This is a genomic window from Pseudomonas pharyngis (genome assembly GCF_021602345.1).
Lineage (GTDB): Bacteria > Pseudomonadota > Gammaproteobacteria > Pseudomonadales > Pseudomonadaceae > Aquipseudomonas > Aquipseudomonas pharyngis.
The window spans coordinates 238,765-265,106 of record NZ_BQID01000009.1 but is presented as its reverse complement, the minus strand read 5'-3'; the positions used below and the strand labels follow the sequence as shown (position 1 = coordinate 265,106).

The window sequence follows — 26,342 nt, the reverse complement described above, 5'->3', positions numbered from 1 at the left end:
TCAGAACTTCAGGGCGGCGGCCTTGGCCGTCACTTCCGTGCCTTGCTGGCCGCTCGGGCCGATCAGTTGTACCTGAATTTTCTGGGTGGCCGGGAAGGTAGTGAACAGGTTCGCCAGATCCAGGGTTTTCAACGCACCCGGTGCCGCACAGCTGAACTGGTAGTGGGCGTGGATTTCGCTGTGGTCGTGATGATGCTCGTGACCGTCCTTGCCGGCTTCCTCTTCGTCGTGGTCGTCGGCATCCGGCTTGTCGCCGAACAGCGGGCTTTCCAGCTCCTGGCTGGTGACTTTGCAACCGGCGGCGGCCGGCAGACTGAACAGAGCCTGCGGTTTTTCCAGTTGCGCGCGGGCGGCGGCGACCTTGGCCTTGTCGGCATCGCTGGTGGCGACGTGTTCAAAACCCACAAGGTTCATCGCCGGGCTTTCCAGCTCCAGCTCCAGGGTCTGGCCGTCGAGCGCGGCGTTCAGGCGTCCAACGCCATGTTCGTGGGCAGCGAGGCTGCCGTGCTCATGGTCGTGATCATGCTCATCGGCAGCCTGGGCGATGGCCAGCGGCAACAGGGCAAACGGCAAAGCGAGCAGCAGACGACGCATGGCGGTCTCCGGGAAGTAAAGTGAAGAGTTTGTTATGTAATCTTATAACGAAAGTGCGCAGAGTTTGCCCGCCCGCTTGGCGTTACACAAGTCCCATGGGAGCATGCAGGTCAGAAATGTGCGGGAGAAAGCTTATGTTGCGGATACGCGGAACCGTCGGCGACTTGCCGGTGGATTTGACCCTGGAACTGGATGAAAGCGACTGGGCGCGGCTCGGTTCGCAGTTTGGCGTGCAGGTGCAGGCCGCTCAGCCACAGACCGCAGCGGCGCCAGTGGCGAAACCTGTGAATCAGGACGATGCGTTGTGGCAGGTCGCCAGGGATTTGCTGCGCAAGGCCGGGCAGCTCAGCGGCCCGGATCTGCTGGATCAGCTCGAAGGGCTGACCGGCAGCGCAGCGGCGGGCAAGCGCTTGCTGGTGCGTCTGCGTCATTCGGCAGATGTGAAGGTGGCGAGCGGCGGGGATACGCCGCTCTACAGCTGGATCGAGTAAGGGGGTTAGTACAGCGCGGCAAACACCTTGCGCCGGTAAGCGGTCACCAGCGGGTGATCGTTGCCCAGCAGTTCGAACACTTGCAGCAAGGTCTTGTGCGGCAGGCCTTCGCCGTAGCTGCGGTTGCGGATGAACAGCTTGAGCAGTGCGTCCAGCGCCGCTTCGTATTGCTGGCGGGCCAGTTGCTGGATTGCCAGTTGATACACCGCTTCATCGTCCTGCGGGTTCTGCGCCAGACGGCTTTTCAGATCGGCAGCATCTGGCAGGTCACGGGCCAGGCCGAGGAACTTGATCTGCGCCTTGGCGCCAGCCAGCGCGGCTTTGTGCTCATCGCTCTTGACCGCGTCGAGCACGGTTTGCGCTTCGCCCAGTTCACCGCGTTCGGTCAGGCAGCGAGCGTAGAGAATCAGCGCCTTGGCGTTGGTGTTGTCTTCACCTAACAGCGTAACCAGCGTCGCTTCCGCGTCGGCGTAACGGCCCTCGTCAAACAGTGCCTGAGCCTGTTCGAATGGATCGGCAGCCGACGGCGCGGGCATCTGTACATGGGGTTCGAGCAGGGCGCGCACGGCGGATTCCGGTTGCGCACCGGCAAAGCCGTCCACCGGTTGACCGTCCTTGAACAGCACCACGGTCGGCAGGCTGCGGATGCCGAAGCGGGCGACGATGTCCTGCTCGATATCGCAATTGACCTTGGCCAGCAGCAACTCGCCCTGATAGCTCTCGGCGATGCCTTGCAGCATCGGCATCAGCGCCTTGCACGGCGCACACCATTCGGCCCAGAAATCCACCAGCACCGGTTTTTGAAAGGAAGCCTCGATCACCGACTGGTCGAAGTCGGCCGTCGTGGCGTCGAAGATGTACGGCGTTTGCTGACTCATGGGGTATCTCGTAAAAGCGTGAATGGGGCAACTATACGGTCAGGCGCGGGCCGCATGGTAGAGGCTGACATGGCGAAACTCTTCCGGCTCGGCCAGATCCGGCAGGGTCATGGCTTCGAGCATTTCGATGCGCCGGTACAACGGATGACGGAAATCCCGGACCCGCGAATCTGCCACCAGCGCTTCGCGGCCACGGCTCAGGAAGGCGTCGAGCAGCGGCAGATTTTCCCGGTCGTAGAGAACGTCGGCCACCAGGATCAGATCGAAGCGATCCGCCTCGGCGAAGAAATCCGTGGAATAACTCATCTGCACATCATTGAGCTCGGCATTCGCCCGACAGGCGGCAATCGCCAGCGGGTCAAGGTCGCAGGCCACCACTTCCAGCGCGCCGGCCTTCACCGCCGCGATGCCGGCGATCCCGGAACCGGCGCCGAAATCCAGCACCCGTTTGCCCCGCACCCACTCGGGAAACTCTGCCAGATAGCGCGCCACCGCCAGACCGCTGGCCCAGCAGAAACTCCAGTACGGCGGTTCATGCAGGATGCGTTGGGTTTCTTCCTGGCTGAATTCGCGGGCCATGTTGTCGCCATCGATCAGCCACAGCTGCAAATCGGTGTCCGGCAACGTACAGGCTTTCAGTCGAGCGTCGCCGAGCAACTCGCCCAGCGACTGTTGCAGGTCTGACGGGGCATTCATGGTGCTTTGACAAATTGCAGCTGGCCCAGCGCCTGGGTGGTCGGCTGAGTGATGGTCTGCGACGGCAGGTGCAGGATCAACTGGCCGGACTGGCTGGCGCGGCCGCGCAATTCAACCCGGGCGCCAACCGGGAAGGATTCGGGGTTGAAGCGCAGGTGAAACGGCAGAATCTGGTTGTTGCCGATCAGGCTGGAACTGGCGAGCAATTGTTGCGGGCGATCCTTCTCGTCGATCACCAGCAGCGCCAGTTCGACTTCGGCACCGGCCGGCACGCCTTGCAGGGTGCCGCTCAGTTCGCGCTGATACGCCGGTAGCGGGCCGAGGTCGGCGGCTTCCCGGGCTTTTTTCTGCGCCTGTTGCGGCGCCGGGCCCGGCGTAGGCGGCTGAGGCTTGGGCGCGTCGCTGCCACAGGCCACCAGCAGGCTGAAAACACTGAGCAAAACGAGCGGTCGTAGGGACATTAGTGGCTCCAGCAAAATGAAATCCATGGATCAATCGATCATGGCAGTCTGTATACCGCAAAGCCTATGGCTTGTCTTGCCACCGGGATGCGCTACCATGGCCCTCCCTTTTTTTGTTGCCAGCCACCATGCACTGTCCCTTCTGCGGTGCCAACGACACCAAGGTCATCGACTCGCGTCTGGTCGCCGAGGGCGAACAGGTGCGCCGCCGGCGTGAATGCCTGGCCTGCGGCGAACGTTTCACGACGTTCGAGACGGCCGAACTGGTGTTACCGCGCCTGATCAAAACCGACGGCAGCCGCCAACCGTTCGACGAAGAAAAACTCCGCGCCGGCATGCAACGCGCCCTGGAGAAACGTCCGGTGAGCGTCGAGCGCCTCGAATCCTCGCTGGTCCATATCAAACACAAGCTGCGCGCTACCGGCGAGCGTGAGGTCAAATCCCTCGTGGTCGGCGAACTGGTGATGGCCGAGCTGCAAAAGCTCGATGAAGTCGCCTACATCCGTTTCGCCTCCGTGTACCGCCGCTTCCAGGACCTCAACGAATTCCGCGAAGAGATCGACCGCCTCGCCCGCGAACCGGTGAAAGAATGACCACCGCCGCCGAGCAGGCCATCCTCGACGCTCACTTCATGGCCCGGGCCCTGGAGCTGGCGCGCAAGGGGCATTACACGACGCACCCCAATCCACGGGTTGGCTGCGTGATCGTGCGCGACGGGCAGATTGTCGGCGAAGGCTGGCATGAACGCGCCGGCGAACCCCACGCCGAAGTCCACGCCCTGCGCGCCGCCGGTGAACGGGCCCGTGGCGCCACGGCTTACGTGACCCTCGAACCTTGCAGCCACCACGGCCGTACGCCGCCGTGCGCCGATGCGCTGGTTAATGCCGGTATTGGCCGGGTGGTTGCGGCGATGCGTGATCCGAATCCTCAAGTCGCCGGACGCGGTCTGCAGCGCTTGACCGATGCCGGCATCGCCACCGAAAGCGGCGTGCTGGAAGCTGAGGCGCGCAAGCTCAATCAAGGTTTTCTGAAGCGCATGGAACACGGCTTGCCGTTCGTGCGGGTCAAGTTGGCCATGAGCCTCGATGGCCGTACAGCGATGGAAAGCGGTGAGAGCCAATGGATCACCGGCCCTGCCGCGCGTTCGGCGGTGCAGCGTCTGCGCGCTCAGGCCAGCGTGGTGCTGACCGGCGCCGACACGGTGCTGGCCGATGGCGCACGCCTGACCGTTCGCGGTGACGAGCTGGGGCTGGATGCCGAACAAACCGCGCTGGCCCTGAGCCGTCCGCCGCTGCGGGTATTGATCGACGGACGTCTGCGGGTGCCGCTGGATGCGCCGTTCTTCAAGGCCGGCCCGGCGCTGGTCGCCACCTGCGTGGCCATCGAAGAACAGTACGCCCACGGCCCGGAATGCCTGATCGTGCCGGGCGATGACGGTCAGGTCGATCTGCATCAATTGCTGATCGAACTGGCCAACCGTGGCGTCAACGAAGTGCTGGTCGAGGCCGGCCCGCGACTGGCCGGCGCGTTTGCCCAGCTCGGACTGGTCGACGAGTTCGTGATCTTCATCGCCGGCAAGTTCCTCGGCTCCACGGCGCGTCCGCTTCTGGACTGGCCGCTGGCCTGTATGAAGGATGCGCCGGAGCTGAAAATCACTGAAATTCGCGCGGTTGGCGATGACTGGCGAGTCACTGCCATCCCTGTCCCATCGGCGAGCGTATAATTCCCGGCCATCGCGTTAGCGCTGGCTTCGTTCTCAAGGAGAACCCCATGTTTACCGGCATCATCGAATCCATCGGCAGTATCCGCGCACTGACCCCAAAGGGCGGTGATGTGCGGGTGCATGTCGAAACCGGCAAGCTCGACCTGAGCGACGTCAAACTCGGCGACAGCATCGCGGTCAACGGCGTGTGCCTGACCGCGGTTGAACTGCCGGGCAACGGCTTCGCCGCCGACGTCAGTCGCGAAACCCTCGACTGCACCGCCATGAATGACCTGAAAAGCGGCAGCCCGGTCAACCTGGAAAAAGCCCTGACCCCGACCACCCGTCTCGGCGGTCATCTGGTCAGCGGTCATGTCGACGGTGTCGGCGAAGTGGTTTCGCGCAGCGACAATGCCCGCGCCGTGGAATTTCGCATCCGCGCGCCGAAGGAGCTGGCCAAGTACATCGCCCATAAAGGCTCGATCACCGTTGATGGCACCAGCCTGACCGTGAACGCGGTCGATGGCGCCGAGTTCCTGCTGACGATCATCCCGCACACCCTGAGCGAAACCATCATGGCGTCCTACAAGCCAGGTCGCCGGGTGAACCTGGAAGTCGACCTGCTGGCGCGTTATCTGGAGCGTCTGCTTCTGGGCGACAGGGCCGCTGAGCCTGACTCTTCACAAAAGCCTGGCGGTGGCATCACTGAAAGCTTTCTGGCCGCCAACGGCTACCTCAAATCCTGACTGAAGGGGGTGCCTTGTGGCGCTCAATAGCATCGAAGAACTGGTTGAAGACATCCGCCAAGGCAAGATGGTCATCCTCATGGATGACGAAGACCGCGAGAACGAAGGCGACCTGATCATGGCCGCCGAATGCTGCAAGGCCGAGCACATCAACTTCATGGCCAAATACGCCCGTGGCCTGATCTGCATGCCGATGAGCCGCGAGCGCTGCGAAACCCTGAAGCTGCCGCTGATGGCTCCGCGCAACGGTTCCGGTTTCGGCACCAAGTTCACCGTTTCGATCGAAGCCGCCGAAGGCGTGACCACCGGCATTTCCGCCGCTGACCGTGCGCGCACCGTGCAAGCGGCCGCCGCGAAAGACGCCAAGGCCGAAGACATCGTCAGCCCGGGCCACATTTTTCCGCTGATGGCCCAGGCCGGTGGCACCCTGGCGCGCGCCGGCCACACCGAAGCCGCCTGCGACCTGGCGCGCATGGCCGGTTTCGAACCGAGCGGCGTGATCTGCGAAGTGATGAACGATGACGGCACCATGTCCCGTCGCGCCGAGCTGGAAGCCTTCGCCGCTGAACACAACATCAAGATCGGCACCATCGCCGACCTGATTCACTACCGGATGATCCACGAACGTACCGTTCAGCGGATTGCCGAGCAGCCGCTGGACAGCGAACTGGGCCAATTCAACCTGGTGACCTATCGTGATTCGGTGGAAGGCGACGTGCACATGGCACTGACCCTGGGCACCGTTTGCGCCGAAGAACCGACCCTGGTTCGCGTGCACAACATGGACCCGCTGCGCGATCTGCTGATGGTCAAGCAACCGGGCCGCTGGAGCCTGCGCGCCGCCATGGCTGCGGTTGCCGAGGCCGGCAGCGGTGTGGTGCTGTTGCTCGGTCACCCACTGGATGGCGACGTGTTGCTGGCGCACATCCGCGAAACCGGCGATCAGGCCGCACCGAAAAAACCGACCACCTACAGCATCGTCGGTGCCGGTTCGCAGATCCTGCGTGACCTCGGTGTGCGCAAAATGCGTTTGATGAGCGCGCCAATGAAATTTAATGCGATATCCGGTTTCGATCTGGAAGTTGTAGAATACGTGCCCTCCGAATAATGACCGGTTGTTTCCGGCCCTGTATTCGCGGCAAATAAATCACTGAGGGACGCGAAACAGACGCGTCCCGGCTCTTTAAGAGATCTGACGAATGACCCTGAAGACCATCGAAGGTACCTTCATCGCCCCTAAAGGCCGCTACGCTTTGGTAGTGGGCCGCTTCAACAGCTTCGTGGTTGAAAGCCTGGTCAGCGGTGCAGTTGATGCCCTGGTTCGCCACGGCGTGAGCGAAAGCGACATCACCATCATCCGCGCACCTGGCGCCTTCGAAATCCCGCTGGTTGCGCAGAAAGTCGCCCAGAAAGGCGAGTTCGCAGCAATCATCGCCCTGGGCGCGGTCATTCGTGGCGGTACTCCGCACTTCGAATACGTGGCGGGCGAGTGCACCAAGGGCCTGGCCCAGGTGTCCATGGAATTCGGCGTACCGGTCGCTTTCGGCGTCCTGACCGTTGATTCCATCGAGCAAGCCATCGAACGTTCCGGCACCAAGGCCGGCAACAAAGGTGCTGAAGCTGCCCTGTCCGCTCTGGAAATGGTCAGCCTGCTGGCGCAGTTGGAGGCCAAGTGATTAGCGACGAAAGCGATCGTTTCAACCCGCGCGATCCGAAACCTGCGGATGCCGGCAAGCCATCGAAGAGCGCCAAGCGCCGCGAAGCCCGTCAGCTCGCGACCCAGGCCCTGTATCAATGGCACATGGCTCGGCAATCGTTGAACGAGATCGAAGCGCAGTTCCGGGTCGATAACGATTTCACCGATGTCGACGGGGCTTACTTCCGCGAAATCCTCCACGGGGTTCCGCAATTCAAGACTGAAATCGACACCGCGCTCACGCCTTGCCTGGACCTGGCGATCGAAGAGCTGGACCCGGTTGAACTGGCAGTTCTGCGCCTGTCCACCTGGGAACTGCTCAAGCGCGTCGACGTGCCGTACCGCGTTGTGATCAACGAAGGTATCGAGCTGGCCAAGGTGTTCGGTTCGACCGACGGCCACAAGTTCGTCAACGGCGTGCTCGACAAGCTGGCTCCGCGCCTGCGTGAAGCTGAAGTGAAGGCGTTCAAGCGCTGATCGGCGCTTGAATACTTTTTCTCAGCCATGGGCGAGTTTGAGCTGATCCGCAATTTCTTCGCCGCCGCGCCTTGTGCGCAGGGCGGCGAAGGCGTTGCACTGGGGATCGGTGACGACTGCGCCTTGCTGGCGGTCCCTTCCGGGGAACAGCTGGCGGTTTCCACCGATACGCTGGTGGCCGGTGTGCATTTCGCCGACCCCTGCGATCCGTTTCTGCTCGGTCAGCGCTCGCTGGCCGTGGCGGTCAGCGACCTCGCTGCCATGGGCGCCACGCCCGTCGCCTTTACCCTTGCCCTGACCTTGCCGACGGTGACCGCCGATTGGCTGCAAGCCTATGCCCGCGGTTTGAACCGCATGGCACAGGGTTGCGGTGTGGTACTGGTCGGCGGCGACACGACCCGCGGGCCGTTGAGCCTGACCGTTACCGTGTTCGGCCGCGTCCCGGCCGGCAAAGCGCTGACCCGCAGCGGAGCCCGGCCGGGCGATCTGCTGTGTGTCGGCGGTGAGTTGGGCAATGGCGCCGGGGCCTTGCCGCTGGTGCTGGGTCAGCGTGGCGCCGAGCCTCACATTGCCCAGCCGCTGCTTGATCATTACTGGTCGCCGCAACCGCAACTCGCTCTCGGTCAGGCCCTGCGTGGCAAGGCCACTTCGGCGCTGGACATCTCCGATGGGCTGCTCGCCGATTGCGGTCACATCGCATTGGCCTCGAAGGTCCGCCTCGAAGTCGAGCGCGAGCGCGTTCCGTTGTCGGAGGCGCTGGTGGCGTTTCTCGGTCAGCGCGGCGCCGAACGTGCGGCGTTGAGCGGTGGCGATGACTACGTGCTGGCCTTCACCCTGCCGGCCGTCGAGTTGCCGGCGCTGCTCGCCGATGGCTGGTCGATCCATGTGATCGGCCGCGTGACGCAAGGGCAGGGCGTAGTGTTGCTGGATCGCGACGGGCACGACATCACCCCGCAAATCCGGGGTTATCAACATTTTCAGGAGTCACCGTGACAGATCACCCGAAACAGGTTCCGGCCGAATTCGTTCCGCCGTCGGTCTGGCGCAATCCCTGGCATTTCCTCGCGTTCGGCTTTGGCTCGGGCACCTTGCCCAAGGCGCCGGGCACTTGGGGCTCGTTAGTTGCGCTACCCTTTATCCCGTTGTGGCAGATGCTGCCGGACTGGGGTTACTGGCTGATGCTCGGGATCACTATGTTGTTCGGCTTCTGGCTGTGCGGCAAAGTGGCCGACGATCTGCGGGTGCACGACCACGAGGGCATCGTCTGGGACGAAATGGTCGGGATGTGGATCACCCTCTGGCTGGTGCCGGAAGGCTGGTACTGGTTGCTCGCCGGGTTCCTGGTGTTCCGCTTCTTCGACATTCTCAAACCGTGGCCGATCCGCTGGATCGACCGGCATGTTCACGGCGGCGTCGGCATCATGCTCGACGACGTGCTGGCCGGCGTGTTTGCCTGGCTGGCGATGCAGGGACTGGTGTGGATTTTCGCCTGATTTCCGGGCGTGGAGGAGGGACGCAGGGATGACTCGACGCTGGTTGGCGATAGTGGTTTTGACCTTGCTTGGTGCCGTGGCCCAGGCACAGGACGCATCGCCGTCGGTCATTCACCTGGCCAGCGAAGACTGGGAAGACTACACCGCCGCCGACGGCCATGGCCTGGCCTGGGATGTGTTGCGCAAAGTGTTCGAGCCGGCCGGCGTGACCCTGGATATTCGCACCGTGCCCTACACTCGTTCGGTGGGGCTGGTACAACTGAAGGAAGTCGATGCACTGGTCGGTTCCTATCGCGGCGAAGCCGAGCAGGTGCTGTACCCGAAATGGAATTTCGATTCCGACCACATCTACGCGCTCGGCCTGGCCAGCAATCCTTCGCCGACCCAGGCGACCCTGGGCAAGTACCGACTGGCCTGGGTGCGCGGCTATCGCTACGAAACCTATCTGCCGAACGTCAAACGCTTCAACCAGATCGAGCGCCGCACCGGGATCCTGTCAATGCTCAAGCAGGGGCGGGCGGATTACTACATCGATGCGCTGACGGAAATCGAAGCGGTGCTGCGAAACGCCGCCGATCCTTCGCCGTACCGTTATTCGCATCTGGCAGAGTTGCCGCTGTACCTCGGCTTCGCCGACACCCCGCAAGGCCGGGCGCTGATGTCGATCTACGACCAGCGCATGGAGCAACTGGTGAAAAGCGGCGAGTTGAAGCCGATCTTCGAGCGCTGGAAGCAGCCGTATCCCTTCGAATGAGCGCGATAAGGCCGAGCCTGTCATCAAACTTTTTGATAGTTATCCCCGATAATTCAGCCTAAGCGCCTGCGGGAACCTGCTGTTACAATGCCGCCCAGCGAATCTCGGACTTTTCAGATCAGGAGCACACCGGTGCCTGTCGTTTTTGTCGCCGCTTCCAAGCTGCCAACGCCTTTTGCGCAATTCACCATGCACGGTTTTCTCGACGAAGCCACCGGCCGCGAGCACGTCGTGCTGAGCCTTGGCGAGATTGCCGACGGTGCCCCGGTACTCGGCCGTCTGCACTCCGAATGCCTGACCGGCGATGCCTTGTTCAGCCAGCGTTGCGACTGCGGCTCGCAACTGGAAGGCGCCCTCAAGGCCATCGCTCGGGAAGGCCGTGGTGTGTTGCTGTACCTGCGTCAGGAAGGGCGCGGCATCGGTCTTTTGAACAAGATCCGTGCCTACGAATTGCAGGACGGCGGCGCCGACACCGTTGAAGCCAACGAGCGTCTGGGCTTTGCCGCCGACCAGCGTGACTATGCCATGTGCCTGCCGATGCTCGAGCATCTGGGCGTCAAATCCCTGCGCCTGATGACCAATAACCCGCGCAAGGTCAAAGCCTTGACCGACATGGGCATTGTCGTCGCCGAGCGCGTGCCGCTGCACACCGGCCACAACCCGCACAACAAACTCTATCTGGCGACCAAGGCCAGCAAGCTCGACCACATGATGGGTAACGAGCATCAGGGCGAGGTAGACCGGGCGTGACCCGCGGGCAAGTGCGGCGCCGTCTGTCGATCGCCTGGTGGAAATACCTGGCGCTGGCGCTGTTGCCGCTGTTCGTGATCAACGCTGTATTCGGTCAGGGCGAGGCAATTCTGCCGGTGCTGGCGATGCCTTTCTTTATCGCGGGCGTGGCCTCCATGTTTGTCAGCCTGAAGTTTTTCGGCCGCTACAAGCATGCGCTGATCGCCACGCAAAAAGCCCTCGATACCCCTGACGAGCCCGCCGCCTGGATCGCCCTGGCGGCCTGCCTTCGCAGTGCATTCGTGGTCGCGGCGCTGCCGGCATGGATTGGCGCGCTGGCGGTGTTTGTCGGTCTTGAAGCGGTGCCGCTGATGTTGCTGGCGCTGTCCACGGCGGTGCTGTTCTACCTCTACCGTATCCCGCGTCAACTCGCCTGATGCGTCGTCTCTGGCTGGCGGTTCTGCTGCTGGCCGTCAGCGGTGAAACGCTGGCCGCCCTACGGGTGGTCAGCCTCGCGCCATCCCTGTCTGAAATCGTGGTTGAACTGGATTCGGCCGATCTGCTGGTCGGCGTGCTGGATGCCGGTGAGCGTCCGTCTGCTATCAAGGACGTGCCTTCGGTGGGCCGTTATGGCCAGCTCGACATGGAACGGCTGCTCAGCCTCAAACCTGACTTGTTGCTGCTATGGCCCGGCAGTGTCGGCCCGGCCCAGCGTGATCAGCTCAAGCGCCTGAACATCCCGACGTTCGTTGCCGAGCCTCACAGTCTCGAACAGCTGACTGCGCAGATTGAAGCCATCGCGACACAGCTGGGTCGCCCGGAGCGTGGAGTTGAACGGGCCGCCGAGCTACGGCGCAACCTTGATGAGCTGCGCCAGCGCTACCGGCGGGAAGCGCCGCTGCGGGTGTTCTATCAAGTCTGGGACAAGCCGCTATACACCGTCGGTGGCGGGCAAATCATCAGCGATGCGCTTGAAGTGTGCGGCGCACGCAATGTGTTTGCCGACTTGAGTCTGCCGGCGCCGCAGGTGAGCATCGAGGCCGTTTTACAGCGTGATCCCGAAGTGATTCTGGCTGGCGATCAGCCGCAACTGAATGCGTGGAACGCCTGGCCACAGGTGACAGCGGTCAAACACGGGCAATTGCTGCTGGTCACCGACAAAGGCCTTGAACGCCCGAGCGGGCAGATGATCGAAGCGACCGCCAAGCTCTGCCAGCTGATCGCGCCAGATCGTTAGAGCTGCGGTGTCCAGGTTACCCCGAACATGAACGCCCGCCCCTCCTCGCGATAGCCATACTGACTGCCGTCATGGCTGTACAGCGCTCGGCTGTAACCCTTGTCCAGCAGGTTGTCGACCTTGAAATCCAGCTTGATCTCGCGGTTCAGCGCCCAGCTGCTGCGCAGTCCTAGCAGTGCATAACCGCCCAGTGGTTGCTGATTGTTCAGGTCGTCGTAGCTACTGCTGACGGCCTGCCAACTGGCGCCGAGACCGAGGCGATCAAATTGCCGATCCAGATCCCAGCTCAAGGTGCGACGGGCACGACGTGCCAGGGTGTGGCCGGTGTCGCGGTCGCGGGGATCGATGATCGCTACGCCGAGGTTGCTCTGCCAGCCCAGCAGTTCCTGTTTCAGGGTCGCTTCGAAGCCATTGATCCGCGCCGAGGCGACGTTTTCCGGGCGTGAGTTGCTGCCGAAGATGATCGCGTCTTCCAGATCGGTCCGATACAGCGAGGCTTCGAGGCGAGTGCTGTCGCTCAACTGGCTGCGCCATTGCAGCTCGTAGCTTTTCGAGGTTTCCGGTTTCAGGTCGGGGTTGCTGAAGTCCGGGTAATACAGATCGTTGAAGGTCGGTGCGCGGAAGCCTTCGCTGTAGCTGAGCAGCAGATCGTTGTCCGGGTTGACCGGCAAGGTCAGCGTGCCGCTCCAGCTGTTCTGCCCACCGAATTGCTGGTTGTCGTCACGGCGCAGGCCTAGTTCGGTGGAGAAGCTGTCGGCCTGGAAGCGATGCTGGATGAAGGCTGCGCGGTTCCAGCGGCTGTCTTCGTCGAACGCGGTGCTGCTGTTGACCCGGTCTTCGTACCAGTCGCCGCCAAGGATCAGGCTGTTGCGCGCATCGAGGGTCAGGTCGTTCTGCCAGGTCACCGAGTCGCGGTAGGTGTTGAACACCGAGCGTTCGACGCTGAGTTTGTCGAAGGACTTCTCGCGGTTTTCGCTGTGGCCGAGTTCCAGGCGCGACTTCCAGCGCTCGTTGAGCCGAGCGTCGATGTAGCTGCTGAAACTGCTGACGGTGAAATCGCTGTAAGGCTGCTGCTGGAGGGAGTCGAAGGTCTCCGGGTCGAAGCGGCCGAACGGGTTGTCGAACTCGCTTTTGCCACGGTTATCCAGCAGGTTGGCGCCGACTTCGATGTCATCGGTCAGCGCATGGCTGAGGCTCAGGCTGATGGACTTATTGCGGTAGGCGTCGTGGTCGCTGTCGCTGGGATAGGATTCGTGGGTGCGATCAAGGCCGGCGGTTTCATCGAGGCTGGCGCCGAGGTTGAAACGGGTTTTCTCATCACCTCCGGACAGACCGACACTGCGCTCCCAGGTCTGGTGGCTGCCGAAGCCCACATGCATCCGCGGCTGCAAGCCCTGTTCGCCGCCGCGTCGGGTGAAGATCTGAATCACCCCGCCAATTGCATCGCTACCGTAAATCACCGAACGCGAACCGCGCAGCACTTCCACGCGCTCGATCTGTTCGATGTTCAGGTGTTGCAGGTTGCTGTCGCCGGACGTCGAATTGCCGATGCGTTGGCCGTCGACCAGCACCAGGCTTTGCGCCGATTGCGTGCCACGAATGTAGATCCCCGGCAGACTGCCGCGCCCGCCGGTTTGCGCCACTTGCACGCCCGGCACCCGCTGCAGCAGATCGGTGACGCTGCGCGGTTGCAGGCGCTCGATGTCTTCGCGGGTGAACACGGTGTTGGCGGCGCTGCTGTCGTTGCGCGCTTCGACCTGGCGGTTGGCGCTGATCAGCACGTCCGGCAGCTTCAGGGCCTGATCGCGTTCGAAGGTGTCGGCGAGGGCGTTGGCGGTTGGCAGCAGCAGGAGGGGCAGGGCGACGCGCGAGAGGTTCATCGGTATTCCGTAGGTCTTTCAGGTGTACACAAATCAAATGTGGGAGCGGGCTTGCTCGCGAAGGCGGTTTGTCAGTCAACTCATCATCGACTGATCCGACGCTTTCGCGAGCAAGCCCGCTCCCACATGGGGTTTTGCGTGTATCCAGCGAGTTAGCGGTTAAGCAGTTCCAGGCGCTCACGCACCGCCGCTTCAATCCCGGCCTCGTCCAGCCCGCACTCGGCCAGCATCTGCGCCGGCTTGGCGTGCTCGACGTAAACGTCCGGCAAGCCCAGGTGCAGCACCGACTTGAGGATGTTCTCGCGGGCGAGGAATTCGCTGACCGCGCCACCGGCGCCGCCCATGATCGCGTTCTCTTCGAGAGTCACCAGCAGCTCGTGGCTGTCGGCGATCTCGCGTACCAGCGCTTCGTCCATCGGCTTGACGAAACGCATGTCGACCACGGTCGCGTCCAGCGTCTCGGCGACTTTCAGGGCTTCGGCCATTTGCACGCCGAACACCAGCAGGGCGACCTTGTTGCCCTGGCGACGCACCACACCCTTGCCGATCTCGATCGGTTCGAGGTCTTTCTCGATGGTTGCGTTCGGGCCGGTGCCGCGTGGGTAACGCACCGCCGCCGGGCCGTTGTAGAGGTGGCCGGTGGTGAGCATTTTGCGCAATTCGTTTTCGTCGCTCGGGGTCATGATGACCATGCCCGGGATGCAGCGCAGGAATGACAGGTCGAAGCTGCCGGCGTGGGTCGGGCCGTCTTCGCCCACCAGACCGGCGCGGTCGATGGCGAACAGCACGTCGAGGTTCTGCACCGCGACGTCATGCACCAACTGGTCGTAACCGCGTTGCAGGAACGTCGAGTAGATCGCCACCACCGGTTTCGCGCCTTCGCAAGCCATGCCGGCGGCGAGGGTCACGGCGTGTTGCTCGGCGATCGCCACGTCGAAGTAGCGCAGCGGGAAACGCTCGCTGAACGCCACCAGGTCCGAGCCTTCCTTCATCGCCGGGGTGATGCCCACCAAGCGCGGGTCGGCAGCGGCCATGTCGCACAGCCATTCACCGAACACGCCGGAATACTTCGGCCCGCCGGCCTTCTTCGGCGCAGCGGCCGGGGCGTCCAGCGGTTCGAGTTTGGTGATGGCGTGGTAACCGATCGGGTCGACTTCCGCCGGGGCGAAGCCTTTGCCTTTCTTGGTGACGATGTGCAGGAACTGCGGGCCTTTCAGATCGCGCATGTTGCGCAGGGTGGCGATCAGGGTCGGCAGATCGTGGCCGTCGATCGGGCCAATGTAGTTCCAGCCCAATTCTTCGAACAGGGTGCCGGGGACCAGCATGCCTTTTGCGTATTCTTCGGTGCGACGGGCGATTTCCCAGGCGCCGGGCAGGCGCGACAGCACTTTCTTGCTGCCTTCACGCATGCTCGCGTAAGTGCGGCTGGAAAGGATTTTCGCCAGATAGTTCGACAGCCCGCCGACGTTGCGCGAGATCGACATATCGTTGTCGTTGAGGATCACCAGCATGTTGGCGTCGACTTCCGGCGCATGGTTCAGCGCCTCGAACGCCATGCCGGCGGTCAGTGCACCGTCGCCGATCACCGCGATGGCCTTGCGATCACTGTTCTGCAGGCGGGCGGCGATGGCCATGCCCAGCGCGGCACTGATCGAGGTGCTGGAGTGGCCGACACCAAAGGTGTCGTACTCGCTCTCGGAGCGGCGCGGGAAGGCGGCGATGCCGTCCTTCTGGCGCAAGGATTCCATGCGCTCGCGACGACCGGTGAGGATCTTGTGCGGATAGGCCTGATGACCGACGTCCCACACCAGCCGGTCGTCCGGGGTGTCGAAGACGTAATGCAACGCGATGGTCAGCTCGATGACGCCCAGGCCGGCACCGAAATGCCCACCGGTCTGGCCGACCGTGTAGAGCAATTCCAGGCGCAACTCATCAGCCAGGGTTTCCAGCTCGGCTTCGCCTAACCGGCGCAGGCCGTCCGGCGTATTAGCGCGGTCGAGCAGGGGCGTGGTCGGGCGCTTGCGGGGAATCTCATGAAACGTCGTGGGCATCAGGCGAATCGTTATAGGTATAAAAGATGCGGCAGTTTACCTGATGCATCGCCCCCTGCCCACGCGTTGGTCTTTTTTGGCAGATAAGCCTTCAGTTGCGCCGGTCGACGATATACCGGGCCAGATCGCGCAACGGCTCGGCAGCCGCGTCAAACGGTCGCAGCGCGTGCAGGGCCTGATCGCGCAGTTCCAGTGCGTAAGCCTTGGCCGCGTCGAGGCCGAGCAGGGCCGGGTAGGTCGGCTTGTCACGGGCAATGTCGGCGCCCTGGCGTTTGCCGAGGGTTTCGGTATCGCTTTCGACGTCGAGAATGTCGTCCTGCACCTGGAACGCCAGGCCGATGGCCTGTGCATAAGTCTGCAGGGACTTGAGTTCATCCTTCTCGGCACGGCCGCTGGCCAGGGCGCCGAGCTTGACGCTGACTTCGATCAGCGCGCCGGTCTTGTGCCGGTGCATCTGTTCCAGGGCTTTCTGATCAAGCTTGAGGCCGACCGAACCGAGGTCGATGGCCTGACCGCCGACCATGCCGGCCGGGCCCGCCGCGTGCGCCAGCGCTGTGACCTGTTGCAGGCGGATGTCCGCGCTCAGGTCGCTCAGACGCGGGTCGAGCAGGGCGCTGAACGCCAGGCTCTGCAAGCCGTCGCCGGCCAGGATCGCGCAAGCTTCGTCGAATTTCTTGTGGGTGGTTGGCTGGCCGCGACGCAGATCGTCGTCGTCCATCGCCGGCAAATCGTCGTGCACCAGCGAATACGCGTGGATCAGCTCAACCGCACACGCCGCGCCGTTGGCCTGTTCGGCCTTGCCGCCAAGGGCTTCGCACGCCGCGTAGGCCAGCAGCGGACGCACGCGTTTGCCGCCGTTCATCACGCTGTAGCGCATGGCTTCATAAAGGCGCGCCAGTTCCGGCAGCGGGGCGTTGAACAGGGTTTCCAGTGCCGCGTTGACCCGCGCCTGGCTGGTGGCCGAATACGCTGCAATCATTCTGGCTGATCCGCGTCGAAGGGTTCCTCGGCGAGTTCGCCATCGCGCTCCAGCAACACCTGGACCTTCTGCTCGGCCTGGGCCAGCGCCGCCTGGCAGTCACGGGTCAGGCCGATGCCCTGCTCGAAAGCGGTCAGCGAGTCTTCCAGCGACAATTCACCGTTCTCCAGACGCTCCACCAGCGTTTGCAGGTCGGCGAGGGACTGTTCGAAATCCAGTGCAGCTTTTTTGCGGGCCATGGCGGCTAATTCCGGTTGACGTTAAACCGGCGCGACACTAGCAGATAGGGGGGGTATGGGCAAATGAGAGGGGCGTGGATCACTCCGCGGATTTGCCAGGAAAACTTATCTGATAGCGCGTGCTGCGCCCACCACCGGGCAGGCGTTCGAGACAACCTTTTTCCAGCAGCTCCGCCAGATGTCGGGTCGCCGTGGCCTTGGAGACTTTTGCCACGGCCTGATACTGCGCCGCACTGATACCGTGCTCGAAACCGCGTTCATCACCGTCGAGCAGGCGGTTGAGCACTTTGATCTGCTCCACCGACAGCTCGGATTCCCGGTGCGTTTGCCAGAAACGTGACTTGCCCAGAACGCCTTCAATCCGCGCGATGGCCTGTTGCAGGCTGCGCAGCAGGGTTTGCAGGAACCATGCGAGCCAGGCGGTGATGTCCATCGTGGCTTTCTGGCTGGATTCCAGAATCCGGTAATAGCCTGCACGATCATCGAGAATGCTGGCGGACATCGCATAAAAGCGAATCGCCTGCGCTTCGCCCTGGGCCAGTGCCAGATCGGTGAGGGTGCGGGTAAGACGGCCGTTGCCGTCGTCGAACGGGTGCAAGGTGACGAACCAGAAATGCGCGATGCCTGCTCGCAGCAAAGGATCGAGGCCTGCCTGATGCTGACTGGCGTCGAACCATTTGAGAAAACTGTCGAGTTGTCGCTCGAGGCCTTGTCGCGGCGGCGCCTCGAAGTGCACGGTCGGGCGGTCGATTCGCCCGGAAACCACCTGCATCGGCTCATCGCCGCGTAATGCACCGACATTGATTGCTCGCGAAAGGAAACCACTCTCCTGTTCTGGAAACAGCCATGAGTGCCATTCCAGCAATCGTTCCAGCGTCAGCGGTTCGGCAAAACGTTGAGTGGCATCGAGCATCAGTTGCGCAAGCCCCTCGCTGCGCTTGCTGACTTTGTCGCCATCCGGTGATTCCAGCCCCAGGCGTCGAGCCAATGAAGAACGCACGGATTCGACATTCAACTGCTCCCCCTCGATGGCCGAGGAGGTCACGATGTTCTGCAGCAACGCGTCCAGCTCAGTCTGAGCGCTCAGTGAATTGCCCACTGATCGCGCCATGCCCATCAATTGTCCCTGCGCCTGAACGCATTCGCGCAACAGCGCAGTGAGACGCTCTGCCTGCCAGTTGAAGTCGGGCCAATCGGGCTGCTGCCAGATCCAGTGAGTTGCCATGAAATGCCGTTCCTGAGTGCGTGAGCCGAATAGAAACGCTATTCGGCTCATTTCGTGAGCCGAATATGACGCCTATTCGGCTCATCGTCCACCCGAGGGCGTGATTCCTACCGCATTTCAAGATGTATCCGATTGTTAAAAAACTGCCGAATCGCTAACCTTCGCGCCTTCTACGACCCGACAGTCACGGGTCTTTCAGACGAAACGCAGTTTTCACCGCTGTGAAGTACCGAGGATCGGGTGCAAGGTTTCGTCAGGCATGGCAGGAGGCATCACATGCGTTCACTTCTTTTGCTGCTGATCGGGTTGGCCTGCGCGCCCGCGCTGCTGGCGGCGCCGAGCGCGGAGCTGTCGGAGCCTGTTGGCGGCTGGCGCTATCACGGGCTGCTCGATCGCACGGAAAACCCGCAGGTCGCCTATCCCACGCCGCCCATCGATCGCGGCATCCAGCGCAATCGCACAATGATCCAGGGCCAGCTCAAGGCGATCGGGCATCTGCGTCCGCCCCACAGCCTGGCAGTGAATGGCAATCCACTGAATCTGTACACCGACGACGATGGGCGTTTCGCCCGGCCGTACGCGTTCGGCGCCGGTTCCAACAGCGTCGAGGTGATCAGCGCGGACGGCCAGTCGCTCAAGCGTGTTCAATTCTACGAAGCCAACAACCTGCGCACACCGGCGCGGATCCGCGTGGTGCTCGGTTGGGACGACCCTAAAGCCGAACTCGACCTGCACGTCATTACGCCTGACGGCCAGCACGCCTTCTGGGCGCGTCCGGCGATGAGCAACGGCGGTGGCCTCGATCCGGACGGCGTCGATGGCCCCGGCCCGGAAATGTTCACCATGACTGCGCCGCTGCACGGCACCTATCTGGTTTACGTCAACTATTGGGGCAACTTCGGCAACGGCGGCTATAACTTCGAGGAGACCAGCAACCAGAACGAGGTCATCACCTCGCAAATCACGCTGGTGCTCAACGAAAACACCGTCGACGAAAAACGCGAAACGTTCATCGTGCCCCTGCGGGCCATCGGTGATCTGCTGCTGGTCAAGACTTTCAACTATTAAGCATCCCGCCACGGATGAACTCGGGTTCTGGAAAGATGAGCGATAACACTGCTGCACCGGCCGCCGTAACACCTGCCGGCAAACCTTCCCGGCGCTGGCCGTTACTGGCGGTCGGGCTGTGCCTTGTCGCCGGCGTGGCGGGCGGGCTCGGCTGGCTGATGCACAAACCCAAGGCGCCACCGGCGGAGCTGGCCAGCGACAAGCTTGGCCTGAGCCGCCCGGACGCGCTGCTGGAAACCCGCTCCCTGAGCCAGTTGCCCAAGGACCTGCTGACGGTGCCGTTCCTCAAGGCCACGCTCACCGAGGATTTCGTCTTCTATTACGAAACCCACGCCGACCGTCTCGGGTTGATCGGCAGTCTGCGGCGGATCATTTACGAGCATGACCTGAAGTTGCAGGACAGCCTGATCGAGCAGCTCTTCGATCAACCGGCAGACGTAGCGTTGTGGCGCGGCGCCGATGGTCGGCTGAAAGATTTCCTGCTGGTGATGGATCGCGGCGGCCTGGCCAAGGTGCTGGAGCCGCTGGCGAAAGTCGCGCTGGATGATTCGCAACTGAGCGTGTTCAGCACCCTGAAAGTCGGCGGTGACGAAGTGCCGCTGTATCAGCTGACCTACAACGCCGGCAAATCCCTGTTGTTCGCCTCCCGTGGCGACAAACTGGTGGTGCTGTCGAACCCGACCAAATTCTACGACCCGGAAAGTGGTGCTTCCGAGGAGTCCGGCCACGTCTCGCCGCAAGCGCTGGCGGCTTTGCTCAACGGCGAAAAACTGTTCCCCGAAGCGTTCGGGCTCGCGGCCAAAACGCCTGAAACCAAACAGCGTCTGTCGGTCAATTCCAGCGTCCTGGCCATGGGTTACCAGCGCTTCATCCCGAATTTCGCCGGCCTGCGTTTCGACATGGACGACAAGGGCTGGCACAGCTATCTCGCGATGGACGAACTGGAGAACCAGCCGGACTTCGATTTCAAACCGGTCTGGCAAGCCATGCCACTGGGCGCCAGCGCCTGCGTGACCTTGCCGGTGGCGGCCGAGCCGCAGAAACCGTTGCTGGTGAAACTCGGCGCCGAAGAAGCGGTGGCGCAAAAACTCACCGAACACGTGGCCGGCGCCGCGGGCCTGTGCTGGTACGCCGATTCGCGGCTGTACACGCCGTTGCTGGTGGCCAGTCTGAACGACGAAGACAACGGCAAACTCGACGCAGATATCGGCACGCTGTTCGATTCGATGGTCGGCGCCTACGAAGGCAAGGTCGAAGAACACGCGTTCCCGGTGGTCGAGAAACAGGAAGGCCAGAGCCACCTCTGGCAGCGTCAGGTCAGCTCCAACTTCGGCCCGTATGCGGCAAAGGATGCCGAGAATCCGGACGCGATCACCGGCCGTGCGTTCATGAAAGTCAGCCTGGCGCGCCACGGTTCGACGCTGCTGTTTTCCCTCGACGACAAACTGGTCGACAAGGCCCTCGGCACCCTCGACAAGCGCTTCCCGCCGATGGCCGACGTACTGCCCAAAGACGTGCTGATGCCGATCTACTTCGGCCCGGATTCAATGGCGCAACTGATCCAGCAGGAAACCCTCGACAGCCTGCCGCAGGATATGGAGCCGGTGTTCTACAACGCTGCGCAAACCTACCTGATCCCGAAACTGCGCACCCTCGGCGGCATGGGCAAATACGCCCTGACGTTGCCGGAAGGCAGCGAGCCTGACGGTCACTGGCAATGGCTGCCGCTGGAGTGGAAAGCGCTGTGACTGGATTGATTCGCAGCCTTGGCCTGCTGGCGTTGTTGCTCAGTGCCGGTGCCCGAGCCGTTGAGGCGCCGCCCCTCGATCCGCAGCAGTCGCAGGTGTTTCGTGCCTGGTTCGTGCGCATCGCCCAGGAACAATTGAGCAAAGGCCCGAGCCCGCGCTGGTATCAGCAGGATTGCGCCGGCCTGGTGCGGTTTGCCGCCAACGAAGCGCTGAAAGTCCACGACGACAAATGGCTGCGCAGCAATGGCGTGTCCAATCGCTACCTGCCGCCGGAGCTGGACCTGAGCGCCGACCAGCGCAAGCTCGCCCAGCAATGGCAGCAGGGCGGCGGCAAGGTCGGGCCCTACGTCAACGCGATCAAACTGATTCAGTTCAACAGCCATCTGATTGGCCGCGACGTGTCCCAGGCACGGCCCGGCGATCTGATGTTTTTCGATCAGGGCGACGACCAGCACCTGATGATCTGGATGGGCCGCTACATCGCCTATCACACCGGTACGACCACCCCAACCGACAACGGCATGCGTTCGGCAAGCCTGCAGCAACTCATGACATGGAAGGACACCCGATGGATACCCGACGCAGCCAACCCCAACTTCATCGGCGTCTATCGACTGAATTTTCTCTCCCAATGACCGGTGCCCGCATGCTGCGTTTACTGCCTTTTCTGTTGCTGTTGACCCTGCCGTTTTCGGCCGTGAATGCCGAAGACACCGTGGAGCCGAGCGGCTACACGCCGGTCTCCGGTGAGAGCTTTTTCCTGCTGGCCGACAGCAGTTTCGCCGCCGACGAACAGGCGGTGGTACGCCTCGAAGCGCCGGGCCGTGACTATCGTCGCTTCCGTATGGAGCCGTACGGCGGCGCCGATATCCGCGTGTACAAGATCGACAAGCCGCTGGACTTCCTCAAGCGCCAGAAGAACCTGCACCGCGTGGTCAGCGACGGCCAGTTCAAGGGCGAAGGCCTGTCCAACACCCTGGCGTACCTGTGGGACAACTGGTACCGCAAATCCCGTCGGGTGATGCAGCGTGCGTTCTCTTACGAGTCGCGCCAGCAAGTCACCGAGGAAGTGCCAGAGCTGAAGATGGGCAATGCCATCGCCGCGCCGACGCCGTACGACGCGCAACCGCAGTTCGCCCTGATTCCGGGTCTGCCGGTGGTCAGCCAGTTCCGTTATCCGCTGTGGCAAGCGAAGCCGATCCAGCCGCCGACCGGCGTCAATCTGGCCGGGTCTTCCAGCGAGTTCGTCAGCGTTGCGCCGGGTAACGTCTACATCCCGTTGGGCAACCTGAAACCGGGTCTGTATCTGGTCGAAGCGCTGATCGGAAAGTACCGCGCGACCACCATGGTGTTCGTTTCCAACACCGTTGCGGTGAGCAAGATTGCCGGTGATGAATTGCTGGTGTGGGCCGCGCGCAAACACGAAGGCAGCTCGGTGCCGAAGGTCAATGTATTGTGGACCGACGGCCTTGGCGTGATGAGCAGCGGTGCCACCGATACCGATGGTCTGCTGCGCCTGAAACACGTCAGCCCGGAGCGTTCGTTCGTGATCGGCGAGGACGAGGAGGGCGGCGTATTCGTTTCGGAAAACTTCTATTACGACAGCGAAATCTACGACACCAAACTCTACGCCTTCACCGACCGGCCGCTGTATCGCCCGGGTGATTGGGTGTCGCTGAAAATCGTCGGTCGCGAATTCAAGAATGCGCGGGACTCGGTGCTGCCGGGTGCAGCGGACGTCAATGTCAGCGTGCTCGATGCGACCGGCACCGAGCTGCAGCGCCTCGATCTGAAACTCGATTCCAAGGCCGGTACTCAGGGCCGTTTCCAGTTGCCGGACAACGCGGTGGCCGGTGGTTACGAGCTGCGTTTCAACTACAAGGATCAGGCCTACAGCAGCGCGTTCCGTGTGGCCGAGTACATCAAGCCGCACTTTGAAATTTCGCTGAATCTGGCCAAGCAGGATTACCGCACCGGCGAACCGGTGAAGGGCAGCCTGGTGCTGCTGTACCCGGACGGCAAACCGGTGGCCAACGCCAAGCTGACCTTGAGCCTGCGCGCCCAGCAACTGTCGATGGTCGACAACGAGCTGCAATACCTCGGGCAATTCCCGGTAGAACTGACCAGCACCGAACTGACCACCGACAGCAAGGGCAACGCGACCCTCGACCTTCCGGCCGCCGACAAACCGAGCCGCTACATGCTCACCGTGTTTGCCAGCGATGGCGCGGCGTATCGGGTCAAGACCACCAAAGAAATCCTCATCGACCGCGGCGCCGCCAGCTTCCGCCTGACCGCGCCGCAGCGCTTCAGTGCAGTCGGTGACAAGGTCGCGTTCAGCTACGCCAACGAGGGCGGCAGCCAACAGGCACAGGCCGTTGTGCCGAGCAGCTACAGCTGGGTTCGCCTCGAAGACCAGACCACCGGCGAAGGCAAGCTGGCAGCGAAAGACAAAGGCTTCAGCGTGGCCTTCGAGCGTCCGGGCACCTACAACCTGTCGCTGAAAGATCAGCATGGCCGAGTGCTCGGTGCGACCGGTCATTCGGTCACCGGCGATGGCGTCAAGGCTGTGCCGGGCACCGTGGAAATCGTCCTCGACAAACCCGAGTACAAGGCCGGCGACGAAGCGCTGGCGCTGATCACTTTCCCGGAACCGGTCAGCGATGCACTGCTGTCGCTGGAGCGTGACAAGGTCGAAGCCACCGCGCTGCTGGCCAAGGGCGGCGACTGGCTGAAACTGGAAAAACTCAGCGACACCCAATACCGCGCACGCATCCCGGTGAAGGACAACTTTGCGCCGAACCTGACGTTCTCCGTGCTGTACACCAAGGGCGGTCAGTACAGCTTCCAGAACGCCGGGATCAAGGTTGTTGCGCCGCAGATCGACGTGGCGATCAAGACTGACAAAGAGACCTATCAGCCGGGCGATACCGTGACCGTCGACCTGACCACGCAGTTCGCCGGCAAGGCTGTGCCGGCGCACCTGACGGTCAGCGTGGTCGACGAAATGGTCTATGCGCTGCAACCGGAAGTCGCGCCGACCATCGACCAGTTCTTCTACCACCCGCGTCGCAACAACGTGCGCACCAGCGCCAGCCTGTCGTTCATCAGCTACGACGTGGCGCTGCCGGGCAGCCCGGGCGCACCGGGCAAGGCCAACCGCAGCGAACGCGGGGTGAAAGTGCTGGAGCGGCCGCGCCGCGAAGACGTCGATACCGCTGCATGGCAACCGGAGCTGCTGACCGATGCCGACGGTAAAACCCGATTCACGTTCAAGATGCCGGACTCGCTGACCCGCTGGCGCATCACTGCGCGGGCGATTGCCGATGACGGTCAGGTCGGGCAGAAGAAGCAGTTTGTACGCTCGGAAAAACCGCTGTACCTGAAGTGGAGCGGGCCGAGCAAATTCCGCAAGGGCGATCAACCGCAACTCGGCGTATTCGCCTTCAGCCAGGCCGAGAAACCGGTCAAGGCTGAGCTGGTGACGCACTACGCCGGCGCCGAACAGCGCCTTCCGGTAACCCTCAACAACGGCATCAACTACCTGCCGCTACCGTCCTTCGCATTGGCCACCGGCGAATGGACCGCCGAACTGGTGCAGGACGGCAAGACCGCCGACGCCCTTGCGGTGCGCCTGACCGCGACCGGCGAAGGCTGGCAGGTGACGCAGACCCAGAGCCTCGTCGTGGCCAGCGGCGACACGCCGCTGAGCCTGCCGGCGGACGCCACCGACATTCGCCTGCGTCTGGATGACAGCCCGCAAGCGCTGTTCCGTTCGGCCCTCGATGACCTGCTCAGCTATCCGTACGGCGGCGTCGAGCAGACCGCCAGCCGTTTGCTGCCGCTGAGCATCGCCTATCCGTCGCTGGCGTCGAGCCCGCAGATCCGCGATCGCTTGCGCCTGATCATGCAGAACAGCCGTCTGCGCCTGGTGCAGATGGCCGGGCCGTCGGCGAGCTTCACCTGGTGGGGCTTTGACGGCGAACCGGATGCGTTCCTCACCGCTTACGCCTATTACGCCGACTGGAACGCCAGCCAGGTGCTCGATCTGACCTTGCCGCCGGAGCATTGGCAGCGGGTGCTGGAGGTCTACGCAAAGCAGGCGCCGAACACGCCGTTGCTGCAACGGGCGCTGATTCTGTCGTTCGCCAAGCAGATGCATCTGCCGGTCAACACGCTGCTCAGCGGTTTGCTGGAGGATCTGGCCAAGGCCGGGGAAGGCAATGCCGAAACCCTGATGGACGACGGCGAAGACAGTCTGGTGATGGGCGATCCGGATTCGGCGCTCGGTCTGGCGGCGGCGCGGGTCTTGACCGCATCGTTGGCAACCCAGTCGAAAGTTGCTTTGCCGGACGCGTTCAATCGTCAGCTGGGTGCTGCGCAACAGCGCTTGTCGGTCAGTTCGCAGCCGTTTGCCGAAGCGCTGAACCTGTCGCTGCAACCGTTCGATCAGGCTCGCGCGACAGCGTTGTTGCAACGCCTGTTGCCACAGCAGTCGACCCTTGAACGTGCGCTGGCGCTGACCTGGCTGCAACGCAGCATCGCCCAGGCTTCGCCGACCATCGCGCTGGCACCGGGCGAAGGCTGGAAGAAAAACTACGGCGCGACCGGCGAGATGTACTGGACGTGGCAGGGTGTTGCGCCGGTGCCGAGCGTGTTGTCGGTATCGGGCACTCAGGAGCGTCCGTTGCGTGCCGCGCTGAGTTACCAGACCCAGCAACCGGCGGTCGATCCGATGGCGGTGACCATCACTCGTCGCCTGTCGCGTCTGGTGCCGGGTGATGAAGCGTTCACCTTCAAACTGGAGCCGGTCGGCACTAAACCGCTGTCCAGCGACAGCCTGTATCTGGACGAGGTGATCCTCACCAGCAAAGCACCAAAACCGTTGCGCTACGGCATGCTCGAAGTGCCGTTGCCGCCGGGCGCCGATGTTGAGCGCACCACGTGGGGCATCAAGTTGCAGGGCAAGGACGGCACCGAGCCGACCGCGCTGGAGAAGGCGCGTTTCGAACCGGGCCAACTGGCCTACGCGGTGCCGGTGGATACGCTGAGCGGTGAATTGCGCCTGCGGCATCTGGTGCGCTTCTCGCAGAAGGGCCAGTTCAACCTGCCGCCGGTGCGCTTCACTCAGGTCTACGCGCCGCAGCATCAAGCCCGCGAAGCGAAAGCGGCCCTCGGTCAGGTCACGGTCAACTGAC

The 26,342-nt window shown here is 62.8% G+C and carries 26 protein-coding genes; 17 read left to right on the top strand and 9 right to left on the bottom strand.

The features are described 5' to 3' along the window. Positions 1-594 carry a DUF2796 domain-containing protein gene (locus L6D74_RS19935; protein WP_064599741.1) on the bottom strand — a complete coding sequence of 198 codons (594 nt, stop codon included), beginning with the start codon at positions 592-594 and terminating at the stop codon, positions 1-3. 134 nt (positions 595-728) lie between these two features. Between L6D74_RS19935 and L6D74_RS19930 the strand changes: the two genes are divergently transcribed. Continuing rightward, the gene (locus tag L6D74_RS19930) at positions 729-1,085 is read left to right on the top strand and encodes a hypothetical protein (RefSeq protein WP_085648659.1); all 357 of its coding nucleotides are present in this window, start codon (positions 729-731) and stop codon (positions 1,083-1,085) included. A gap of 5 nt (positions 1,086-1,090) precedes the next feature. On the opposite strand, the gene trxA is transcribed toward L6D74_RS19930, so the two are convergent. From trxA to L6D74_RS19915, 3 genes are read right to left on the bottom strand one after another with little or no spacing between them, the layout of a single operon-like run. Further along, a complete protein-coding gene (gene trxA / locus L6D74_RS19925; RefSeq protein ID WP_007955581.1) occupies positions 1,091-1,963 on the bottom strand; it encodes a thioredoxin in 873 nt (290 codons plus the stop codon). Positions 1,964-2,002: 39 nt separating this feature from the next. Then, entirely contained in the window at positions 2,003-2,659 is a 657-nt protein-coding gene (locus tag L6D74_RS19920; protein WP_064382218.1) for a class I SAM-dependent methyltransferase, read from the bottom strand. After that, complete coding sequence (locus L6D74_RS19915; RefSeq protein WP_011336139.1) at positions 2,656-3,120, bottom strand: YbaY family lipoprotein; 465 nt, start codon at positions 3,118-3,120, stop codon at positions 2,656-2,658. Before L6D74_RS19915 ends, L6D74_RS19920 begins: the two co-directional genes overlap by 4 nt. Before the next feature lie 128 nt (positions 3,121-3,248). Here L6D74_RS19915 and nrdR point away from each other — a divergent pair, with 128 nt between their 5' ends. From nrdR to L6D74_RS19855, 12 genes are all read left to right on the top strand, one after another. Beyond that, the gene (gene nrdR / locus L6D74_RS19910) at positions 3,249-3,713 is read left to right on the top strand and encodes a transcriptional regulator NrdR (protein ID WP_003228656.1); all 465 of its coding nucleotides are present in this window, start codon (positions 3,249-3,251) and stop codon (positions 3,711-3,713) included. Then, positions 3,710-4,843 carry a bifunctional diaminohydroxyphosphoribosylaminopyrimidine deaminase/5-amino-6-(5-phosphoribosylamino)uracil reductase RibD gene (ribD, locus tag L6D74_RS19905; RefSeq protein ID WP_236190133.1) on the top strand — a complete coding sequence of 378 codons (1,134 nt, stop codon included), beginning with the start codon at positions 3,710-3,712 and terminating at the stop codon, positions 4,841-4,843. Before nrdR ends, ribD begins: the two co-directional genes overlap by 4 nt. A gap of 47 nt (positions 4,844-4,890) precedes the next feature. Beyond that, complete coding sequence (locus L6D74_RS19900; protein ID WP_085609113.1) at positions 4,891-5,568, top strand: riboflavin synthase; 678 nt, start codon at positions 4,891-4,893, stop codon at positions 5,566-5,568. A 16-nt stretch (positions 5,569-5,584) separates the two neighbouring features. After that, positions 5,585-6,676 (top strand): bifunctional 3,4-dihydroxy-2-butanone-4-phosphate synthase/GTP cyclohydrolase II, encoded by a 1,092-nt coding sequence (gene ribBA / locus L6D74_RS19895; protein ID WP_039771922.1) that lies wholly within the window; start codon positions 5,585-5,587, stop codon positions 6,674-6,676. A 91-nt stretch (positions 6,677-6,767) separates the two neighbouring features. Continuing rightward, positions 6,768-7,244 carry a 6,7-dimethyl-8-ribityllumazine synthase gene (gene ribH / locus L6D74_RS19890; RefSeq protein ID WP_003228649.1) on the top strand — a complete coding sequence of 159 codons (477 nt, stop codon included), beginning with the start codon at positions 6,768-6,770 and terminating at the stop codon, positions 7,242-7,244. Continuing rightward, positions 7,241-7,741, top strand: coding sequence for a transcription antitermination factor NusB (gene nusB / locus L6D74_RS19885; RefSeq protein WP_024014489.1), 501 nt, complete (start codon positions 7,241-7,243; stop codon positions 7,739-7,741). Before ribH ends, nusB begins: the two co-directional genes overlap by 4 nt. 27 nt (positions 7,742-7,768) lie before the next feature. After that, on the top strand, positions 7,769-8,734 hold the full coding sequence (thiL, locus tag L6D74_RS19880; RefSeq protein ID WP_236190132.1) for a thiamine-phosphate kinase: 966 nt from the start codon (positions 7,769-7,771) through the stop codon (positions 8,732-8,734). Continuing rightward, entirely contained in the window at positions 8,731-9,234 is a 504-nt protein-coding gene (locus tag L6D74_RS19875) for a phosphatidylglycerophosphatase A family protein (RefSeq protein WP_007910933.1), read from the top strand. Before thiL ends, L6D74_RS19875 begins: the two co-directional genes overlap by 4 nt. 28 nt (positions 9,235-9,262) lie before the next feature. Further along, entirely contained in the window at positions 9,263-9,988 is a 726-nt protein-coding gene (locus L6D74_RS19870; RefSeq protein WP_064599730.1) for a substrate-binding periplasmic protein, read from the top strand. A gap of 132 nt (positions 9,989-10,120) precedes the next feature. Then, a complete protein-coding gene (gene ribA / locus L6D74_RS19865; RefSeq protein WP_007955551.1) occupies positions 10,121-10,738 on the top strand; it encodes a GTP cyclohydrolase II in 618 nt (205 codons plus the stop codon). Beyond that, positions 10,735-11,154, top strand: coding sequence for a hypothetical protein (locus tag L6D74_RS19860; RefSeq protein WP_064599728.1), 420 nt, complete (start codon positions 10,735-10,737; stop codon positions 11,152-11,154). Before ribA ends, L6D74_RS19860 begins: the two co-directional genes overlap by 4 nt. Next, entirely contained in the window at positions 11,154-11,954 is an 801-nt protein-coding gene (locus L6D74_RS19855; RefSeq protein ID WP_236190131.1) for a cobalamin-binding protein, read from the top strand. Before L6D74_RS19860 ends, L6D74_RS19855 begins: the two co-directional genes overlap by 1 nt. Here the strand turns inward: L6D74_RS19855 and L6D74_RS19850 are convergent. The 5 genes from L6D74_RS19850 to L6D74_RS19830 all read right to left on the bottom strand — a co-directional run bounded on the left by L6D74_RS19850 (position 11,951) and on the right by L6D74_RS19830 (position 18,328). Further along, on the bottom strand, positions 11,951-13,834 hold the full coding sequence (locus tag L6D74_RS19850; RefSeq protein WP_236190130.1) for a TonB-dependent receptor domain-containing protein: 1,884 nt from the start codon (positions 13,832-13,834) through the stop codon (positions 11,951-11,953). The two genes, L6D74_RS19855 and L6D74_RS19850, sit on opposite strands and share 4 nt — an antisense overlap. Positions 13,835-13,986: 152 nt before the next feature. Next, complete coding sequence (gene dxs / locus L6D74_RS19845; RefSeq protein ID WP_236190129.1) at positions 13,987-15,885, bottom strand: 1-deoxy-D-xylulose-5-phosphate synthase; 1,899 nt, start codon at positions 15,883-15,885, stop codon at positions 13,987-13,989. Positions 15,886-15,976: 91 nt separating this feature from the next. Then, the gene (ispA, locus tag L6D74_RS19840) at positions 15,977-16,864 is read right to left on the bottom strand and encodes a (2E,6E)-farnesyl diphosphate synthase (RefSeq protein WP_064599720.1); all 888 of its coding nucleotides are present in this window, start codon (positions 16,862-16,864) and stop codon (positions 15,977-15,979) included. Then, complete coding sequence (locus L6D74_RS19835) at positions 16,861-17,103, bottom strand: exodeoxyribonuclease VII small subunit (protein WP_007894317.1); 243 nt, start codon at positions 17,101-17,103, stop codon at positions 16,861-16,863. Before L6D74_RS19835 ends, ispA begins: the two co-directional genes overlap by 4 nt. Before the next feature lie 79 nt (positions 17,104-17,182). After that, a complete protein-coding gene (locus tag L6D74_RS19830; protein WP_236190127.1) occupies positions 17,183-18,328 on the bottom strand; it encodes a Fic family protein in 1,146 nt (381 codons plus the stop codon). Between the two features lie 276 nt (positions 18,329-18,604). On the opposite strand from L6D74_RS19830, the gene L6D74_RS19825 reads away from it, so the two are divergent. From L6D74_RS19825 to L6D74_RS19810, 4 genes are read left to right on the top strand one after another with little or no spacing between them, the layout of a single operon-like run. Further along, positions 18,605-19,396: a YfaP family protein gene (locus L6D74_RS19825; protein WP_064599718.1), complete on the top strand. Its 792-nt coding sequence runs from the start codon at positions 18,605-18,607 to the stop codon at positions 19,394-19,396. Between the two features lie 35 nt (positions 19,397-19,431). Then, positions 19,432-21,144 carry a DUF2138 domain-containing protein gene (locus L6D74_RS19820; RefSeq protein WP_236190126.1) on the top strand — a complete coding sequence of 571 codons (1,713 nt, stop codon included), beginning with the start codon at positions 19,432-19,434 and terminating at the stop codon, positions 21,142-21,144. Next, positions 21,114-21,779, top strand: a complete 666-nt coding sequence (locus tag L6D74_RS19815) for a DUF1175 domain-containing protein (protein ID WP_236190125.1) — start codon at positions 21,114-21,116, stop codon at positions 21,777-21,779. Before L6D74_RS19820 ends, L6D74_RS19815 begins: the two co-directional genes overlap by 31 nt. Continuing rightward, positions 21,776-26,341: an alpha-2-macroglobulin family protein gene (locus tag L6D74_RS19810; RefSeq protein WP_236190124.1), complete on the top strand. Its 4,566-nt coding sequence runs from the start codon at positions 21,776-21,778 to the stop codon at positions 26,339-26,341. The genes L6D74_RS19815 and L6D74_RS19810 overlap by 4 nt, the downstream gene beginning before the upstream one ends. Position 26,342: the final 1 nt, after the last annotated feature.

Coding starts and splice junctions, on each gene's coding strand:
- L6D74_RS19870 (WP_064599730.1), top strand. CDS start 9,263: ATGACTCGACGCTGGTTGGCGATAGTGGTTTTGACCTTGCTTGGTGCC.
- ribH (WP_003228649.1), top strand. CDS start 6,768: ATGACCCTGAAGACCATCGAAGGTACCTTCATCGCCCCTAAAGGCCGC.
- nrdR (WP_003228656.1), top strand. CDS start 3,249: ATGCACTGTCCCTTCTGCGGTGCCAACGACACCAAGGTCATCGACTCG.
- L6D74_RS19815 (WP_236190125.1), top strand. CDS start 21,114: ATGGCTGCCGCTGGAGTGGAAAGCGCTGTGACTGGATTGATTCGCAGC.
- L6D74_RS19820 (WP_236190126.1), top strand. CDS start 19,432: ATGAGCGATAACACTGCTGCACCGGCCGCCGTAACACCTGCCGGCAAA.
- ribD (WP_236190133.1), top strand. CDS start 3,710: ATGACCACCGCCGCCGAGCAGGCCATCCTCGACGCTCACTTCATGGCC.
- L6D74_RS19900 (WP_085609113.1), top strand. CDS start 4,891: ATGTTTACCGGCATCATCGAATCCATCGGCAGTATCCGCGCACTGACC.
- L6D74_RS19835 (WP_007894317.1), bottom strand. CDS start 17,103: ATGGCCCGCAAAAAAGCTGCACTGGATTTCGAACAGTCCCTCGCCGAC.
- L6D74_RS19855 (WP_236190131.1), top strand. CDS start 11,154: ATGCGTCGTCTCTGGCTGGCGGTTCTGCTGCTGGCCGTCAGCGGTGAA.
- L6D74_RS19930 (WP_085648659.1), top strand. CDS start 729: ATGTTGCGGATACGCGGAACCGTCGGCGACTTGCCGGTGGATTTGACC.
- L6D74_RS19915 (WP_011336139.1), bottom strand. CDS start 3,120: ATGTCCCTACGACCGCTCGTTTTGCTCAGTGTTTTCAGCCTGCTGGTG.
- L6D74_RS19850 (WP_236190130.1), bottom strand. CDS start 13,834: ATGAACCTCTCGCGCGTCGCCCTGCCCCTCCTGCTGCTGCCAACCGCC.
- L6D74_RS19825 (WP_064599718.1), top strand. CDS start 18,605: ATGCGTTCACTTCTTTTGCTGCTGATCGGGTTGGCCTGCGCGCCCGCG.
- L6D74_RS19920 (WP_064382218.1), bottom strand. CDS start 2,659: ATGAATGCCCCGTCAGACCTGCAACAGTCGCTGGGCGAGTTGCTCGGC.
- dxs (WP_236190129.1), bottom strand. CDS start 15,885: ATGCCCACGACGTTTCATGAGATTCCCCGCAAGCGCCCGACCACGCCC.
- thiL (WP_236190132.1), top strand. CDS start 7,769: ATGGGCGAGTTTGAGCTGATCCGCAATTTCTTCGCCGCCGCGCCTTGT.
- trxA (WP_007955581.1), bottom strand. CDS start 1,963: ATGAGTCAGCAAACGCCGTACATCTTCGACGCCACGACGGCCGACTTC.
- L6D74_RS19830 (WP_236190127.1), bottom strand. CDS start 18,328: ATGGCAACTCACTGGATCTGGCAGCAGCCCGATTGGCCCGACTTCAAC.
- L6D74_RS19810 (WP_236190124.1), top strand. CDS start 21,776: ATGACCGGTGCCCGCATGCTGCGTTTACTGCCTTTTCTGTTGCTGTTG.
- ispA (WP_064599720.1), bottom strand. CDS start 16,864: ATGATTGCAGCGTATTCGGCCACCAGCCAGGCGCGGGTCAACGCGGCA.
- L6D74_RS19935 (WP_064599741.1), bottom strand. CDS start 594: ATGCGTCGTCTGCTGCTCGCTTTGCCGTTTGCCCTGTTGCCGCTGGCC.